The sequence below is a fragment of the Brevibacillus sp. NRS-1366 genome (assembly GCF_050467985.1).
Genome location: NZ_JBITPN010000036.1, coordinates 32,248 through 49,630, shown reverse-complemented (window position 1 = coordinate 49,630; position 17,383 = coordinate 32,248). Strand labels below are relative to the sequence as shown.

Below are 17,383 nucleotides of genomic sequence, written 5' to 3'. Positions count from 1 at the left end.
GTCCTCCCACGATGTCGTATTTGAATCTCAACTTTCACACCATAAATTAGGCAGCTTGAGTAAGAAAGGAAATTATACCCAACTGAAATCTGATGTCTGATGCATTAGTTATGTTTTTATGGATCATACTACTAGCCATTGCTACGCATTGTCAATGAATTTTTTTATTATTCCGAACAACCTTACCGTTACTTGATCTGCACGATCATCTCGATTTCGACTGGTGTATGAAACGGCAACTCCGACGTCCCAATCGCGGATCTCGCATGCTTCCCCTGCTCTCCGAACACTTCTTCCAGCAAAGCGGACGCACCATTGATCACGTAAGGCTGCTCGGCGAAACCAGGCGCACTGTTTACAAAGGCGAGTAGCTTTACGATCCGCTCAATTTTATCCAAATCGCCAAGATGTGCCTTGAGTACAGCAAGCAAATTGATCATCGTTTGCCTCGCAGCAAGCTGCCCCTCTTCAATCGTTAGCTCTTGTCCCAATTTCCCTTGAAACATCAGCTTGCCATCGACCCGGCAATCGTTCCCCGATGTATAGACGATGTTGCCTACTGTTACGGCCGGTACATAAATGGCTGCAACGGGGGGCGGCTCGGGCAGCGTGATGCCCAGCTCTTGCAGGCGTTGCTCAATTCTTCCCATATGCAAACACTCCTTTGATTAATTTGATCCTCTTGTTTCTTTCCCGATTTTATTGGTTTCTCCCCTAATAGTTGCAGCCTCGTGCATCAATGCTGATCGTATCTACTACCTTCCCCTTTCTAACTGCGTTTAGCGAATCGTTCAGATTAGGAATGACACACGCATGGTTCGGGATGATTTCAATACGGTCTCCTATAGAAAAAGCAACGCTTGCCGGATCAAATTGCAGCATGCCATGCTCCTCGTTTAACGCGATGATTTCTACGAAAGGATGACCTGCCACGATCCCATATCCTTCATGGTGCTGGGCACGATCGCTTGTCAACGTCTTGGAACCGGCATCAATCGTCGCTCTGCCTGGTATCGGGAGACTGACCACGGTAGCAATCACGCGCAGGGCGCAGTCCCTCTCTTCCACAAGTCCAAGCTTCATGGCCGTTACATCATTAAATATGTAGTTGCCTGCTCGAACCTCCGTTGCCCCATGCAGATCTTCACACAATAAGGAGGACGGTGTGGAGCCCGAACTGATGATGGACAAGGAAATGCCGACTTCTTGCAAATCGCCTGTGACCCTGCGAATCAGCTCGGATTCCGTTTTGACAACCGACCGGAGCGACTCTTTGCCTTTTTCCCGATAGATTTGCCCAAAGTATGACAGGATGCCAGCGATGCGTATGCCTTCCAGCTCCCGGATCTGGCATGCGAACGAAACGAGATCTTCCCCTGGCTGCCTGCCTCCGCGATGCAGTCCCCCATCGACTTCAATCAGGACTTGCACAGGCTTTCCTGTTTCTTTTGCCACCTCGGAAAGCCCTACTGCCCCTTGCAGGCTGTCTACCACCGTCATGATTTCAATCGATTGGTGCAAACGCGCAAAACGCTGCAGCTTTTCTTTCCCAATGAGCGGAAAGGCAAGCAAGATGTTGTCTATTCCGGCTGCGGCAAAAACTTCTGCTTCCGACAGCTTGGCTACCGTGATGCCATGAGCTCCTGCCGCGAGCTGCATCCTGGCAAGCGCGACTGACTTGTGTGTTTTCATATGCGGACGATGCTTGATCCCTTGCAAAGACAGCTTGCTTGCCAGCTTTGCCAGATTCGCTTCTACGATATCGAGATCCACAATCACCGCTGGCGTAGTTAATTCATTGTACAAGAAGACACCTCCTCATTAGTTGATCGTTTTCGTATAACGATAAACTAACGTGTCAAAAAAATTTAACAGTCCGTTGATTCTCGTTGAATGAGCTGCATCATCAGCTCCAAAGTTTGCGGCTGATCTTCCTGTCCCTTTTGAATCTGTGCGATCATCATCTCGGCAGCTTGGCGTCCGATCTCATAAGTAGGCTGAGCCAAGACAGTCAAGGTAGGTCTAGCGATGGAAGCCCACTCCGGGTCATCAAAGCCGATGAGAAGCAAATCTTCCGGCACCTGATAATTCAAGTGATGAATGGCCTTTAGCACCATCAGGGAGAGCTTCCCGTTCCCTGCAATCAATCCGATCATCTCTTGCGGCTGTTTGTTTTCAACCAGATTTTTTACATGCTCATTCACTAAGCTTTGTGAATAATCCTCGATGATGTTCAATGAACTCTGGATCCTGCTGTTTGTTTTGGCATACTGTTCAAAAGCAAAAATGCGTTCATATCTGGGGCTTATGCCATCTGGGTCAGATATGAAGAGATGAAGTCGGTCACAGCCTCGTGCAGTCAAGTGCTCGATCGCAAGCAGCGTACCTTGTGTGTTGTTGGTGGTCACGGTGGAAAACGGCATTCCTGGCAACTTACGATCTATCAGCAATACGGGGATAGCTGCTCCGATCCGCATCAGTAAATCGTTGTTTTTGCCAGACGAATTGATAATCAAGCCATCAATCTGTTTCGATTCCAGCATCATGAGGCTTTCCCGTTCTTTCTCGGGATCCTCGTTCGCATTACAGATGATGATGCTGTACCCAAGCTGGCTGCATATTTCTTCCATTCCCTGGATGACGGAAACCGTATATGGATTGCCGATATCAGCTACCACAAACCCGATCGTATTGCTGCGGTCGTTGCGAAGCCCACGCGCCAATTGATTCGGCTTGAAGTCCAGGATTTCAATAGACTTCTGAATCTTCTCCTTCGTTTCCTGGCCCATTGCCTCGTAGCGTCCGTTCAGAAAGCGGGAAATCGTGGTCGTCGATACACCTGCATGCTTTGCTACGTCTTTTATTGTGACTTTTACTAGTTTCTTTTTCATGTACAGCCTCCTTAGTTAATCGTTATACGATAACGATTAACTAACTATCTGAAAACATCATATTCTTAGTTGGTGCCAAAATCAATAGATTTTTTAAAATGATCAGACATTTCTGTGTTCAAGAAATGATCTGTCCTGTTTTAAACCGAGGTGCTACCCGCTTGTAAACAGCCGAAAAAGCCAACGCAGGCAGTGCACATGCAGATCCTCTCCATACGTGAAAGAAGGTTCTCCACGCGAATACTGGAGAACCTATAGTAAAGGCAGTTACAGATAGGAACTATCCCTGCTAGTAAATTGCTACCATCATCGGTTACCTCCCCAAATACGCCTTCTTCACGTTGTTTTGCTCTCGCAGATTTTGAGCTGTGTCGTGAAAATGAATCTCCCCGTTTTCCAGCACATAGCCGCGGTCTGCTACAGATAGGGCCATCAAGGCATTTTGCTCGACCAAGAGAATCGTCATGCCCTCCCGTTTAATCCGGCGGATGGTCTCGTAAATATCTTTGACGACGATTGGCGCAAGGCCCATGGAAGGCTCATCCAAAATGAGCAAGGAGGGCTTAGCCATCAGAGCTCGCCCGATTGCCAGCATCTGCTGTTCTCCTCCGCTCATCGTTGCTGCCAACTGGTTTTTGCGCTCAGCCAAGCGGGGAAACAATTGATAAATGGACTCGATCTCCTCTTGCAGCCGGGCTTTGGAGATATTGCGGGCGTACGCCCCCATCAGCAGATTCGTGGCGACTGTCAGCTTCGGAAAAACACGTCTTCCCTCTGGAACCATCACGATTCCTTCACGGACGATCTGATGGGGCGCTTTTTGTTGCAGCTCGATCCCTCGGTAGCTGATCGTTCCACGCGAGGGGGTGATCCCGCATATAGCATTCAGCGTCGTCGTTTTCCCAGCCCCATTGGAACCAATGAGCGTGACGACCTCTCCTTCGTCAACTTGCAGGGAAACGTCCCGAACGGCCTGAATCCCACCATAGGACACATGCAAATGTTCAATTCGCAGCAATATGCGCCACCTCCTCATCATCTTCTTTGCCAATGTACGCCTCGATGACTTCCTGATTGGAAATGACCGCTTCAGGGATATCTTCGGCAATTTTTACTCCATGATCCAAGACAGCGATGCGGTCACAAAGCCCCGTCACCATCGTCACATTATGCTCAATCAGGATCACGGTCGTCCCGTTTTGATTGATTTTTCGAATCAGCTCTGTCATCTCCAGTACCTCTTCTGCGTTCATTCCGGCTGTCGGTTCATCCAATAGCAGCATTTTCGGCTTCGCTACCAGCGCCCTGGCAATTTCTACGCGTCGCTGATTCCCATAAGACAAGCTCCCCGCCTCTATATGCTCATACGCGCCAAGTCCTACCAGCTCTAGTACCCGCATGCTTTCCGCCTGGACACGAGCTTCTTCCTCCTTGACAGACCGAAGGCCAAGAATCGCTGCCCACAATCCGGTAGACGTTTTGCCGAACATGCCGAGCTTAACATTGTCCAGCACCGTTTCTTCCTTCAGTAAGCGGATGTTCTGAAAGGTCCGCGATATCCCGCATTGTGAAATACGAAACGGTTTTAACCCGTGAATCGGTTTCTCCTCAAACGTAATCGTGCCCGCATCTGGCTTGTAGATCCCCGTCAACATGTTAAAAAAGGTCGTTTTGCCTGCCCCGTTCGGACCGATCAACCCAAAAATTTCACCCTGATTCACGCAGAGGCTCACTTGATCAACCGCAGTCAAGCCTCCGAAACGTTTCGTTATGCTTTCGATATTAAGCAACCTGGTCACCACCCTTGACCGACGTGTTATTGCCTGGGGAATGGCGCACCCTTCTTTTAAAAGCTGTCTTGCCAAACAGACCTTTCGGACGATAACGCATCACGATTACCATCAGCAGTCCATAGACCATCATCTTATACAAGTCCAAATTTTTCATACCCATAAAATCAAATGAAAACAGTCGAAATAACTCAGGCAGCAAATACAGGGCGATGACTCCAAACAGCGTACCGCGAATGCTACCGAGCCCACCCAATACGACCATGCTTAGTACCGTAACGGAAACCGTAAAGCCGAACGACTCTGCACTGATATACGATGCCTTGTGGGCAAAAAGCGCCCCTGCTGCTCCGGCATACGCACCGCCGATTGCAAATACCAGCACTTTATAGTAAGTCGTATTAATTCCTATCGCTTGGGCGACCATTTCATCTTCCCGGATGGTCATCCACGCCCGCCCGATCCGCGACTTCGCCATTTTCTGCATGATGAATATGCCCGCCAAGAGTACGAGGACGACCAGCACCAGGTAGCCTGCGTTTTTCAGCTCCACACCAAATAGAGAAGGGGCGGGGATGGAGTCGATCCCGTAAGCTCCCCCTGTGATTTCCGCATTTTTAAAGAAGGACTGAGCGATCAGCCCAAGCCCGAGTGTGGTGATGGCTAAAAAATCCTCGCGAACTCGCAAGCTGGGCAAGCCTAGAATCGCACTGATCACAAATGTAATGAGCACTGCAAGGCCGATCGACGCCCACGGGTTCACTCCGTATGTCGTTGACAAAATAGCCGAGCTGTAAGCGCCAATGCCGTAGAAGGCTGCGTGACCAAGCGATACTTGTCCCGCGTAGCCTGTGATCAGATTGAGGCCAAGCCCAAGCAGGAGATAGATGATCAAAAAGACGACAATATCGACGTAATATGGATTCAACATGTCATCCATACGGCCCATCACCTACACTTTCTCAATATGCTTGCCGAACAGCCCGGACGGTTTGACGAGCAAAATCAAAATGAGAATCACAAAAGCAATCGCGTCTTTATCAATAACCAGGTCTGTCATGAAGGCGTCACCAAGCGATTCAATCACTCCAAGAAGTAAGCCGCCGACAATCGTCCCGCGAATGGAGCCAAGCCCGCCGAGCACGACCACACAAAACGCCTTCAGCCCAGGCAGTGCCCCCATAGTCGGAGAAATCGAGTTAAAGTTGATGGCAATGAGAACGCCTGCCACAGCAGCCAAAGCAGAGCCCAGCATAAACGTGACTGCTACTACTCTGTTCACATTGACCCCCATCAAGGAAGCTGCACGCATGTCCTGGGCCGCGGCTTGGATCGCAATGCCCAGCTTCGTCAGCTTGAGAAAGGCATACAGCAAAGCCAGACAAATGACGCCTGCGACAATGATGGACAGCTTTGTATTCGTGATGGTAAGCGAATCGGTGAGAGCAATGACAGAGGTTGTCAGTCCTGTCTCGGGGAATGCCCGCGAATCGGACGTAAACATCACTTGAAACACATTTTCCAAGAAAATAGATACCCCGACACCGCTGATTAATGTCGTGATCGGATGGGTTCCCCGCAATGGCCGATAAGCAAATCGTTCAATCCCCATACCGACGATTCCGGATACCGCCATGGCAAAAAGAAGAGCAAACACAAAAGGAAGATGTAAGTACAAAACGCCAATCATGGCGGCGAATGCCCCTATCATGTAAATAACGCCATGAGCAAAATGCAAGAGTCTCAATACGCCGTACACCATCGTAAGGCCAAGAGCAATCAACACATAATGAAAGCCGAGCGCAATTCCATTTGTCAGTTGCTGCGCTAGCACGCCGCTTCCCCCCCTCGTCCTACTGCTAGTAGCCATGATCTGGGATTGGCCCAAAAAAGAGGACCAATCCCCAAGTCCTCTTTACTTGAATCCTACTGGCGGATTGGTTCAGTTGTATACTTTGGAATGGACAAATTGGAACTTTCCATTTTTGATGGTCATGAAAATGACTGGCTTGATGACTTCATGGTTCGGTCCAAATGTAATTTTTCCGGATGTTCCTTCAAAATCTTTGGTTTCGTTGATGGCTTTCGCGAGCTGCTCTTTATCTGTTCCTGCCTTTTTCATCCCTTCTAAAATGACCATGGCTGCATCATAGCTTTGGGAGGCGAGCATGCCTGGCTCGCTGTTGTATTTGGCTGCATAGTCTTTGACGAATTTCTGTACAATCTCGCGCTTATCCGAGGTGTAGAATGAGGTAGTGAAGGTGGAGTCCTCGGTGTTCGATTTGCCCAACTCCAAGTATTTCGGTGAATCAAATCCGTCCACGCCTAAAAGCTGCGCACTAATTCCCGCTTCTTTTGCCTGCTGGACGATCGCAGCCGCTTCGTTGTAATAACCCACGACATAGAGGGCATCTGGCTGAACTGCTTTGATCGCCGTCAAGAGCGAGCTGAAATCTTTGTCGCCCATCTTGAACGGTTTATCAATCGCCACATTGGCCCCTAGCTTCTCTGCCTCTTCTTTAAATGCATGAAAAATCGATTGTCCGTAATCGATATTGACATACAAGACGGCAATGTTCTTCTTTTTCAAATCATTCACTGCGTAATCTGCCATTGCTTTACCTTGAATATCCCCCGTGTAAATCACGCGATTGACGTAGTCCCCGCCTTTCGTAATATCCGGGTGAACGGCATAGGCGACCACCATCGGAATTTTCGCTTCCTGCACTTTGGGGGCAACGGTCTTCGCAGGACCGCTGTAGGCGCCATTCACGATCGCCACGACTTTGTCGCTGTTGATTAATTTTTGCACAGCCTTTAGCGCTTCTTCCGGCTTCCCTTGGTCGTCTTCGGTCACGAGCGTAACTTGCTTTCCATTGATTCCACCAGCAGCGTTTACCTGTTCCACTGCCAGCAAAGCAGCATCCCGGCTGAGTGTGCCATCCGTTGCCGTCGGTCCTGTCAACGGTCCGAACCAGCCCACTTTTATCGTATTTGCTTCTCCTGACGAACCAGTGGAACTCCCCCCTGCACATCCCGTAACGAGGAGAGCCAATCCCAAAAAGGCGGCGAACAATCCATAATGTTTTTTCAACACGCCTTCCCCCTTAAAAAGAATTTATTGCACAAATATTCTGATACATTCAAGCGATGGCTTCTGCTAACAACGCCTGCGCGAGAAGCTCGATCTGCTCACTGATCGCCGTATCGGTGGTAAGCGGCGGAATGATTTCCCGTACCCAGTCCAGGTGCTGACGTGTTCTCGGTGCCAGATCCTCCTCTGCTTGCTGCAAATAAATCGCTTGGGATGCGCAGATCATTTCAATCGCAATGACACGCGCGGCATTGGCAATGATTTCACGTGATTGGCGCGCTGCGATCGTTCCCATGCTGACATGGTCTTCTTGATTCGCCGAAGACGGTATCGAATCGACACTGGCTGGATGGGCGAGGACTTTATTTTCAGAGACGAGCGCCGCCGCTGCGTATTGGGCAACCATCAACCCACACTCAAGGCCCGGATTCGGTGCCAGGAAAGGGGAGAGACCGCTCAGCTGTGGGTTTACCAATCGCTCGATTCTGCGCTCGGAAATATTGGCCCACTCTGCCGCCGCAATTTTCAACAGATCCATCGCAAGTGCGATCGGCTGACCGTGGAATTGCCCGCCAGATATGACACGTCCGTCCTCAAGCACAATCGGGTTGTCCGTGGTCGCATTCATTTCGGTCAAAATCTTGTCTTCCGCGTAGCCCCACGCCTGCCAGGAGGCCCCGTGCACTTGCGGGATGCAGCGAATGGAATAGGCGTCCTGCACGCGCAGCTCGCCCTGCTGCGTAATTCTGTTGCTGCCGGAAAGCCAAGCACGGATGCGCCCTGCCACCAGCTCCAGCTCTTTGTGCGGGCGAGTCGCGAGCAGTTCTGGATGGAAGGCATCAATGATACCGCGCAGCGCTTCCATCGTCAGGCAAGAAGCCATATCCGCAGCGAGCCCGAGATGCTCTGCCTCTGTAATGGCGATCGCACCTACACCTGTCATACATTGTGTTCCATTAATCAAAGCCAAGCCTTCCTTGGCTCCGAGCTTCACCGCTTGCAGACCTGCCCGCTCCAAAGCGGCTTTGCCGGGGAGACGCTCGCCCTCATACTCTGCATAGCCTTCTCCCACGAGCACGAGTGCCATATGCGCCAAAGGGGCCAAATCACCGCTAGCCCCTAGCGATCCTTTGGAAGGGACGATCGGATGGACACCGTGGTTGATGCAATCGATTAAAGCTTGCAAGGTTTCTGCACGGATTCCCGAGTACCCTTTGGCAAGCGCATTCGCACGCAGGACCAGCATGGCCCGAACGACCGTGGTAGGCAGCGGCTCTCCTACACCAACTGCGTCTGCTCGCAGCAAATTCAGTTGCAAAAGGCCTACATCTTCCGGATCAATCATCACATCGCTCAGCTTGCCAAATCCGGTATTCACTCCGTAAATGATCTTGCCCCCTGCTACCTGCTCCTCTATGCGCCTGCGACTCTCGTGAACACGAGTCCATGCATCCTCTGAGACGACGCACGTTGCCTTTCTTTCCACTAGCAGGCGTAGCTCGGCGCGATCCAGCCGATCTCCGTCTAGTTCCACTACTTCCTTATTTTCTGCTGGTGCCACTGGTTCATCCATTCCTTTCCTTGCGATACTGGTTACTCTACCTTGCCTACATATACGGACTTATCATTCTCGTATTTGAATATAAATACGTCGGCCGTTTGGTTATCCCCTTTATCGTCAAAAGTCACCTTTGTAAACTGACCTTGGAAGTCTTTTGTCTTGTGAACGGCTTCTAGTACTTGTTCGCGCGAAGGCTTCTTGCCGCCGTTTGACTTGATCGCTTCCATAAGTGCATTCAGCAGGAGATTGGTCGAGTCGAAGCCGTAAACAGATAGTGTTTCCAACGGCTTATTCATCGTTTTCTTGTACTCTTCCGCCCATTTCTTGCCTTCTTCGGTCTGCGTGACGTCACCGGAAATGGAGGTAAACACGACACCCTCGGCAGCTGGTCCGGCAATCTTCACCATGTCAGAGGAATCAAGCCCGTCCCCGCCCATGAAGATGCCCTTGTAATTTTTTTGGCGCGCTTGTTTTACAATGATGCCTCCCTCTGGATAATGACCGCCAAAGTAAATCATGTCCGGATTTTTCGCCATCACCTGATTCAGAACTGCCGTGTAGTCTTTCTCGCCAACCGTCACGCCTTCGTAGCCGACAACCTCAATTCCATCTTTTTCGAACTGAGCTTTTACCTCCCCTGTTAGACCTTGGCCGTATGAAGTTTTGTCATGCAGAATAAACACACTCGCAACTCCCAAAGCCGCTTTTGCGTACTTGGCTGCTTTCGGTCCCTGGGCGTCATCACGCGCAACGATCCGGTGTACCGTCTTTTTGCCCTCTTCGGTCAGCTTTACCGCGGTGTTGGCCGGTGACACCATGACCAGGTTGCCCTCCTCGTATTTGACGGAAGCCGCGATCGCCACACCCGAATTGAGGTGACCGACTACCCCCAGCACATCTGGATTGGAGATCAACATTTCAGCGTTCGATACGCCCATCTTTGGGTCTGCCTGATCATCCTGCGGAAACAGCTGCAAGTCAAAGCCTAGCTTCTTGAAATCTTCCTTTTTTTGATAGAGGGCGTATTCGGCCCCGCTTTTGATCGCATCACCGAGAGAAGAGGATGCTCCGGAGAGTGGGCTTTGGGTCGCAATCAATATCTTGCCTCCCGTCTCAACACTACTCGTTGCGCTGCCTTGAGAAGAGGTTGTTGGGCTTTGGGTAGGAGTGCTTCCACTGTTTGCCTGATTGTTCGCTGCTCCGCAACCTCCGAGTGCAGCGCCGGCGACGAGTGCGGCGGAAAGGATGCTTATTTTCGCATGCTTCTTCATACGGCTTGATCCCCCTTTATCATCCGTGCCGAGAAGGCTCCCTCTTTAGTGAAGCAAGAGGGAGATGAATCGGCGTCTTTTTTTGTAGAAACACGAACATTTGTGCTATAATCATAGGAAACCACTTCCTAAGGAGGTGATCTCCATCCTTGTTCACAAAGCCTTTCGCTTTCGCCTCTATCCTTCACCAGAACAAACTGCGCTCATCCATAAGAATATGGGATGCTCTCGCTTTGTTTTTAACCACTTCTTAGCAAAATGGAACGAAACCTTTCAAGAGACAGGCAAAGGCTTGTCGTATCTTTCTTGTGCGATCCAAATCCCCACCTTGAAGCAACATTTTCCGTGGCTAAAAGAAGTAGATAGTATAGCAATTCTTTGTGAATGCGATGTTCAGCCTCTACCCCAAAAAGACAATGCAATCGGCATTGATCTGGGTCTGAAGGAGTTTGCGGTCTGTTCCAACGAAGAAGTCGTAGCCAATCCAAAGCATCTGCGGAAACGAGAAAAACAACTGGCACGCTAAGAAGGCTTACGATTGTTGGCCATCGTCAACTAAACTGTCGGAACGGCAGGGATCGCTTGCTAAGAAAGAGGTGAATACACCTCTGTTCGCAAGAATCCCCCACCTCAACGTTAGAAACGTAGGTGGTGGGAGTGTTCAATTTGGTTTGTGCGTCTCGTACCATTCACAAATGAGTGCAGTCACGTATCTGCCCGTATTCACCAAATTCTCGATGCTGATATGCTCTTGGAACGAGTGGATGTTTCGAAACCCTAATCCAAGTGTGATGCAGGACAGACCGTTTTCACTCAGAACATTGGTATCCGCTCCACCCAAGGTTTTCGTCAAATACGGCTTCACTCCGATCCGCTCTGCCGCACGTATTGCAGCCTGCACGAATTCGGCTTGTTCCGGTATGTCAAAACCAAAATATTTTTTCTCTACGCGGGCATTTGCCACGCCGCCAAACGCTTCTGCAGCCTTAGTAAACTCCGCAAGCATATAGTCGATTTGCTTCTGTAATCCATCGGCCGTGAAGCTGCGCACCTCGCCGCTCAGCTTGACTGTCCCCGGTATGATCGACGTCATCTCTCCGCCCTGAATCACGCCAATGTTGGCAAGCGTCTCTTCATCTACTTTTCCCAGCTTCATGTTCCTGAGCGCTTGGGCTGCTATCAGAATAGCGCTGATTCCTTCTTCCGGATTCAAGCCGATGTGGGAGGCTTTGCCTTGTATTTCCCACCATATACGGCTGCTGAATGGACCTTGGAGGATGATTTGTCCGACGTCACCGCTGCTGTCAAAAATATAGCCCGTATTGCTTTTCACCTTGGAATAATCCAAGTATTTTGCTCCTACAAGACCCGGCTGCTCGTAAACCGTCAAGATCAGCTCGATCGGTCCACACGGCGTACCCGATTCCTGAATCGCCTGAATGCCCTCCAAATAAGCCGCTAGCGCTGCCCGATCATCCGCTCCGAGAATCGTAGTCCCGTCTGAATAAATCACGCCATCTCTGATTACTGGCGTAAGTCCGGCTGTAGGGAGCACCGTATCCATATGCGTCGAAAGAAAGAGAGGTGGGATGTTCGAGTCGGTACCGTCCCACCAAGCGATCAGATTCCCGCAGTTTCCCCCAATCTCTTTGTGCGCTTCATCAAATTGAATGGTGAACCCCATCTCTGTCAGACGCGGTACCAAAACGTCCGCGATCGGCTTCTCATCTCCGCTGGGAGCATTGATCTTGGCGAGATCTAAGAAACTGTTTAATAAACGTTCCCCATTAACTGCTCCTGCTGCTTGAAACTGGGTTTTCATTCTTTCATCTGTCCTTTCCGTTAGACGACTTTTTCCGTCCATTTTTCTAAAGCGGATCTGTCTACTACTTGTTTGCCTCGTTTAATCACTCGCTCGACCACATTGCCCCCAAGCTGGTAGATCACGTGCTCAAAAGAAGGCACATTCCAGATTTGCAGATCGGCCAGTTTTCCTACCTCAATCGTACCGCGATTAGCCCCAAGCCCCAGCGCCATGGCTCCGCCGATTGTTGCTGCCCGCAAAGCTTCTGCCGGCGTCATTCGGTATAGACGGCACGCCAGTACCATCACGAATTGCATCGACTCGGTCCAGCAGCCCGGACATAGATTCGTGGCAAGTGCCACCGTCATGCCAGAGTCAATCATGGCCCTCGCATCAAAAGGGCGCGGATGCTTCACCGCAAAATCAAGAGCCGGCATAAGTACGCCTGTTACGCCTGTATTCGCCAGTTTTTGCATGACGGCAGGCGGCGTGTAATTCAGATGATCTGCCGAAACCATTTTCATGTCACAAGCGAGGTCTGACCCTCCCACATAGGAATAGGCGTCCGTATGAATTTTCGGTTGTAACCCTGCATCCGCTGCTACCCTCAAAATTTTCTCTGATTCGGCCGCGGAATAATGCCCGTCATCGCACCACACGTCGCAATAGGTCGCCAGCCCAAGCCCGCTGATCCACGGAATCATCTCGTCGAGAAGTACGCCCATGTATACTTCTTTTGGAAGATGTGCCGGCCACCCATGCGCTCCGAGAAACGTGCTCACAATATCAACGGGCATCGCTTTCGCCAGCTTTGCATTTACATTAAGCATCTTGATTTCTTCTGTGGTGGAAAGACCGTACCCGCTTTTGCTTTCCACTGTCGTTGTACCGGAGTTCAGCATTCTAACTAAACGATCCTGGGCGTCGTGAAAAAGCTGTTCTTCACTTGATTTTCTGGTCATCTCTACGGAAGCCAAAATCCCTGTCTGAATCCCCAGTCGCTTCAGCTCCGCAGGATCATCAATCGTCATTTTCGCAGCATACTCCTGTACCCGAGAGCCGCCAAAGACTAAGTGCGTATGACAATCGACAAATCCCGGAGCAACGACCTTGCCCGTCGCATCTATGGTAGTCGCATGTTCGATGTCTACTTTGGCAGTGACCTCCTCGCCAGTCCCGACCGCAATGATCTGTTCCCCTGCGATCGCGACCCATCCTCCTGGAATTCTTTCGACCGAACTGACATCGGTACCCGAGCAGGTGACAACTTCCGAAGCGTTCTTGATGATGAGACTCGCTTGTTGTTTCTGTGCCTGTCTATCCATTCATCCTCCACTCCCTCGGCCTTTTTCCCCACATGCGGACGCTGCCGTAAAATTAGCAGCGTCCAAGCGATGGTTATTATCGGGAAAGGCTCGTATTATCCGCTTCTTTTTCCTTGAGATCGTTTGGCCCGAATGTAGCGGTAGGCGTCCACCAGAGAGGGATTTTAATACCTTCCTTGGTCAGCTCACCCTGTCCATTGGCAACATCCTTGGCAATCTGATACCCTGCTTGGGCGTGGCGTACGACCCCTATACCGGAATCCACCGTCATGCAAACGGACAGGCGCATATTGGCTTCTTCCGTTCCGTCAGCGATCATCGTCACACCCGTATGGACAGCTTCGCCCATCGAGTAGTTCGCCTGAATCGCAATCAGATCGCACATCCCGACGGCATTCAAGAGACCATTCAGCATCGGCCAGTCAGAAATCAGATCGCCGCCATCCATCATTTTCTCTGATTCAAACGTAGGGTTCACAATGGAGCCAGAGTCCAAGTTGTCCCTGGAGAATGCCACGGGTCCAGCCAGTTCTCCGCGCTTGATCATCTCATTCACCTCTAGGGCGAATTCCTTACGCTGTCCAAAGCCGAGGTAGCAGATGCGCGCTGGCAATCCTTCGATTGGGATATGTTTACGGGCTAATTTGATCCAGCGGGTGACGAGCAAATCATCCTTGAATTTTTCCAGCACCATATTGTCGATCTTTTCCAAATCAGACGGCTCTCCAGATAAGCAGGTCCACCGGAAAGGTCCGCGCCCCTCGCAGAACAGCGGTCTGATATATTCAGAGACAAAGCCAGGAATTTTCATCGCCTCATCCTCTGGCATTCCTGCATCCCGGCATTCTTTGCGCAAGCTGGTGCCGTACTCGAATGCATGCACCCCTTTGTCAAAAAACTGGTTGGTCACGCGCAATTCGCGAATCATTGTTTTGCGTGCCAGTTGCAGATACAGGTCGCGATCAGAGCGGCGCAGCTCCTCCGCTTCTTCTGGTGTATAGCCTGCTGGGAGGTAGGAGAGCGGGTCATGGGCGGGTGTCATCGATGTTAAAATATCTGGCATAAATCCTTTTTCATAGGCTTCCTCAAACACGTCCGCAGCGTTACCCACCACGGCAATCCCGAGCGATTTACCCTCAGCCGCATGCTTTTTGGCCAGTTCGATTGCCTGATCGAGGGAATCAGCCAACAGATCAATATATCCCACACTCATGCGGCGGCGAATAATGGTTTCATTCGCATCCACGAGGATACACACCCCACCGTGCATCGTCATCGCCCGGGTTTGGTTCCCGCCCATGCCGCCCGCTCCTGCCGTAAGCATGATTTTTCCGACGAGTGAATCGTTGTAATGCAGGCGGGCAATTGCGGACAAGGTCTCAAACGTCCCTTGAATCACGCCCTGTGTGCCAATGTACTCCCAAGGCGCTGCCGTATATTGAGCGAAGATGGTCAGGTTTTTGTCTTGCAAATCGTAAAATACAGGCCAGGATGGCTTCATGATGTTGGTGGTCGCCATAACGACCGTCGGTGCGTATTTGTGCGTTTTGAAAACAGCGACTGGCATACCCGATTGAACAACCAGCGTCTCGTCTTCTTCCAGTTCTTTTAACGAGTTCACAATCGCGTGATACGATTCCCAGTTTCTTGCGCACTTGCCGATCCCGCCATAGATTACCAGTTCTTCCGGCTTCTCGGCATTCTCCATGTTGTTCTCGAGCATGCGGAGAATCGACTCTTGTCTCCACCCCTTGCAGCGCAGTATGGAACCTCGACCAGCTTTTACGGAATAAAGGATTTCGGGTTTGCTCATTTCGTTTCTCCTCCTGATTTGGGATAGGGATGATCTTGTCGTCAAGTAGTTATAGCACCTATCGTGCCAACATTCAGAAAATTGTTCGAATCGAGTGTTTTGCTGCTGTTCTCACGGGTTCAACGCAAAAAGAGACTCCTTTATGGAGCCTCCCTTCGGCGCAAAAACATTTGCGATTGTACGTCTGCTCCCAAGCTCTGCGAAGTAAAAGCTTGATTTGACGCTGAAAAACACTGCCGCAGAAAAATTTTGCGCAAATTGTTTCTTCACCTTGTACGAGTCGTGACGGAAACTAGTAGTTCTGCTATTCTATGTGTTAGAAAGTTCAGAAAATACCCCATCGCGTGATGAGGAAATGGAGCGTGATCGTGGATGCTTTCAACCGATGCTAGACTCGCTTGCCTAGAACAGATCGTAGATTCGCTGAATGAAGGTGTGCTTGTGAGTGACCACGAAGGGAGAATCATCCTGTACAACAAAGCCCAAGAAAAGCTGGAAGGCTTAAAAAGTGAACATGTCATCGGAAAATACCTGTGGGAAGCCTATAACTACAATCCGGAAATGTCCGAGCACCGCCGCGTATTCACGAGCGGACAACCCGTCATCGCGCAATATCGGGCACACGCCCATATCAATGGAATTCCCCAATACGTCACGTACAGCACGTATCCAATCATCCACAATGGTGAGACGATCGGCGTACTCTCCATCAGCCACAACGAGACCAAACTAAAAAACCTGCTGCATGAAACGATAGAATTGAAGCGAAAAATCGTCACGCAAAACAAAGGCAGCAAGGAGCCCAGCAATGGCACGACGTATTCATTCGAGAGTATCAAGGGCAGCAGTTCGGTGCTCAGAAGCCTGATTAAAGAAGCGCAAAACGTAGCCATGCACGACACTGATATTTTAATCGTAGGAGAGACTGGAACCGGGAAGGAATTGTTCGCCCAAAGCATTCACAATCACAGCAAAAGAGCAAAAAGCCCATTCGTTGCCATAAACTGCGCAGCGATTCCAGAAACCTTGTTGGAAAGCACGCTCTTCGGGACGATCAAGGGCTCCTATACGGGAGCAGGAGATCAGATGGGGCTGTTTGAGTATGCCCAAGACGGAACACTTTTCCTGGACGAAATCAACTCGATGCCCATATCTCTGCAGTCCAAGCTGATCCGTGTCCTCGAAGAACGAATGGTGCGCAGAGTCGGCGCCAACGCGGTTACTCCCGTACGCTGCACAGTCATCAGTGCCTCCAATGAAGCTCCAAAGGAATTAATTGCCCAGAGCAAACTGCGATCCGACCTGTATTATCGCATCGCCCGGACATGCCTCATCATTCCGCCGCTTCGCGAGCGCAAAGAAGATGTATTATTTCTCATCGATTATTTCATCCATCTATCCAGCAAACAGCTAAATAAAAACGTACATGGTCTGACGGAGCGCCTGTATGAGCTGTTCCTTCAATACAAGTGGCCTGGCAACATCCGCGAATTGCACCACGTGATTGAAAATCTAATCATCCGCGCAGACGAAGGCCAAAAAAAGCTTGATATAAACAACCTCCCAGCCTACCTGCGGGAAAATATGTTTGAAAACAACCTGCTTGGCTCTTCTCGAAAATCCGGGAATCGCAGACCTCTCAAAACTGTCACCACGGCCTTCGAGGAGAATTTCATTCGAAATGTTTTAGAGCAGGCTGACTGGAACATCACGAAGGCAGCCGAAAAAATAGGAACCACCCGGCAAAGCTTGCAATACCACATCAAAAAATTAAATATTCGCAGGTAATGCCGACAAAGGACTATTGACCCCCACTTCTCTGTAAGACTTTCGA

General features: G+C 50.3%; 14 protein-coding genes and 1 pseudogene. 2 read left to right on the top strand and 13 right to left on the bottom strand.

Annotated elements, in window-relative coordinates:
- Window positions 1-188: 188 nt before the first annotated feature.
- From ACIFQN_RS24600 to ACIFQN_RS24555, 10 genes are all read right to left on the bottom strand, one after another.
- Window positions 189-650: a RidA family protein gene (locus ACIFQN_RS24600; protein ID WP_429835675.1), complete on the bottom strand. Its 462-nt coding sequence runs from the start codon at window positions 648-650 to the stop codon at window positions 189-191.
- Between the two features lie 64 nt (window positions 651-714).
- Window positions 715-1,806, bottom strand: a complete 1,092-nt coding sequence (locus tag ACIFQN_RS24595; protein WP_429835674.1) for an alanine racemase — start codon at window positions 1,804-1,806, stop codon at window positions 715-717.
- 62 nt (window positions 1,807-1,868) lie between these two features.
- Entirely contained in the window at window positions 1,869-2,891 is a 1,023-nt protein-coding gene (locus ACIFQN_RS24590; RefSeq protein ID WP_429835673.1) for a LacI family DNA-binding transcriptional regulator, read from the bottom strand.
- Window positions 2,892-3,204: 313 nt separating this feature from the next.
- Entirely contained in the window at window positions 3,205-3,909 is a 705-nt protein-coding gene (locus ACIFQN_RS24585) for an ABC transporter ATP-binding protein (RefSeq protein WP_429835672.1), read from the bottom strand.
- A complete protein-coding gene (locus ACIFQN_RS24580; protein ID WP_429835671.1) occupies window positions 3,896-4,681 on the bottom strand; it encodes an ABC transporter ATP-binding protein in 786 nt (261 codons plus the stop codon). The genes ACIFQN_RS24585 and ACIFQN_RS24580 overlap by 14 nt, the downstream gene beginning before the upstream one ends.
- Window positions 4,674-5,621, bottom strand: coding sequence for a branched-chain amino acid ABC transporter permease (locus ACIFQN_RS24575; protein WP_429835670.1), 948 nt, complete (start codon window positions 5,619-5,621; stop codon window positions 4,674-4,676). Before ACIFQN_RS24575 ends, ACIFQN_RS24580 begins: the two co-directional genes overlap by 8 nt.
- A 12-nt stretch (window positions 5,622-5,633) precedes the next feature.
- A complete protein-coding gene (locus ACIFQN_RS24570; protein WP_429835669.1) occupies window positions 5,634-6,515 on the bottom strand; it encodes a branched-chain amino acid ABC transporter permease in 882 nt (293 codons plus the stop codon).
- A 108-nt stretch (window positions 6,516-6,623) separates the two neighbouring features.
- Window positions 6,624-7,775, bottom strand: coding sequence for an ABC transporter substrate-binding protein (locus ACIFQN_RS24565; protein WP_429835668.1), 1,152 nt, complete (start codon window positions 7,773-7,775; stop codon window positions 6,624-6,626).
- A gap of 49 nt (window positions 7,776-7,824) precedes the next feature.
- Window positions 7,825-9,336, bottom strand: coding sequence for a histidine ammonia-lyase (gene hutH, locus ACIFQN_RS24560; RefSeq protein ID WP_429835667.1), 1,512 nt, complete (start codon window positions 9,334-9,336; stop codon window positions 7,825-7,827).
- A 32-nt stretch (window positions 9,337-9,368) separates the two neighbouring features.
- Window positions 9,369-10,607: a branched-chain amino acid ABC transporter substrate-binding protein gene (locus ACIFQN_RS24555; RefSeq protein WP_429835666.1), complete on the bottom strand. Its 1,239-nt coding sequence runs from the start codon at window positions 10,605-10,607 to the stop codon at window positions 9,369-9,371.
- Window positions 10,608-10,752: 145 nt separating this feature from the next.
- On the opposite strand from ACIFQN_RS24555, the pseudogene ACIFQN_RS24550 reads away from it, so the two are divergent.
- Window positions 10,753-11,127: pseudogene (locus tag ACIFQN_RS24550) on the top strand (helix-turn-helix domain-containing protein); the annotation flags it as partial.
- A gap of 141 nt (window positions 11,128-11,268) precedes the next feature.
- Here ACIFQN_RS24550 and ACIFQN_RS24545 read toward each other — a convergent pair.
- The 3 genes from ACIFQN_RS24545 to ACIFQN_RS24535 form a co-directional block, all read right to left on the bottom strand.
- The gene (locus tag ACIFQN_RS24545) at window positions 11,269-12,429 is read right to left on the bottom strand and encodes a M20/M25/M40 family metallo-hydrolase (protein ID WP_429835665.1); all 1,161 of its coding nucleotides are present in this window, start codon (window positions 12,427-12,429) and stop codon (window positions 11,269-11,271) included.
- Window positions 12,430-12,449: 20 nt separating this feature from the next.
- Window positions 12,450-13,736 carry an imidazolonepropionase gene (gene hutI, locus ACIFQN_RS24540; RefSeq protein WP_429835664.1) on the bottom strand — a complete coding sequence of 429 codons (1,287 nt, stop codon included), beginning with the start codon at window positions 13,734-13,736 and terminating at the stop codon, window positions 12,450-12,452.
- Window positions 13,737-13,812: 76 nt separating this feature from the next.
- A complete protein-coding gene (locus tag ACIFQN_RS24535; RefSeq protein ID WP_429835663.1) occupies window positions 13,813-15,549 on the bottom strand; it encodes a urocanate hydratase in 1,737 nt (578 codons plus the stop codon).
- 372 nt (window positions 15,550-15,921) lie between these two features.
- Here ACIFQN_RS24535 and ACIFQN_RS24530 point away from each other — a divergent pair, with 372 nt between their 5' ends.
- Window positions 15,922-17,337, top strand: coding sequence for a sigma-54 interaction domain-containing protein (locus ACIFQN_RS24530; protein WP_429835662.1), 1,416 nt, complete (start codon window positions 15,922-15,924; stop codon window positions 17,335-17,337).
- Window positions 17,338-17,383: the final 46 nt, after the last annotated feature.

Excerpts from the sequence above, each read along its gene's own strand:
- ACIFQN_RS24600 (WP_429835675.1), bottom strand. The coding sequence starts at position 650 with ATGGGAAGAATTGAGCAACGCCTGCAAGAGCTGGGCATCACGCTGCCC.
- ACIFQN_RS24590 (WP_429835673.1), bottom strand. The coding sequence starts at position 2,891 with ATGAAAAAGAAACTAGTAAAAGTCACAATAAAAGACGTAGCAAAGCAT.
- ACIFQN_RS24575 (WP_429835670.1), bottom strand. The coding sequence starts at position 5,621 with ATGGATGACATGTTGAATCCATATTACGTCGATATTGTCGTCTTTTTG.
- ACIFQN_RS24555 (WP_429835666.1), bottom strand. The coding sequence starts at position 10,607 with ATGAAGAAGCATGCGAAAATAAGCATCCTTTCCGCCGCACTCGTCGCC.
- ACIFQN_RS24545 (WP_429835665.1), bottom strand. The coding sequence starts at position 12,429 with ATGAAAACCCAGTTTCAAGCAGCAGGAGCAGTTAATGGGGAACGTTTA.
- hutI (WP_429835664.1), bottom strand. The coding sequence starts at position 13,736 with ATGGATAGACAGGCACAGAAACAACAAGCGAGTCTCATCATCAAGAAC.
- ACIFQN_RS24535 (WP_429835663.1), bottom strand. The coding sequence starts at position 15,549 with ATGAGCAAACCCGAAATCCTTTATTCCGTAAAAGCTGGTCGAGGTTCC.
- ACIFQN_RS24530 (WP_429835662.1), top strand. The coding sequence starts at position 15,922 with ATGCTTTCAACCGATGCTAGACTCGCTTGCCTAGAACAGATCGTAGAT.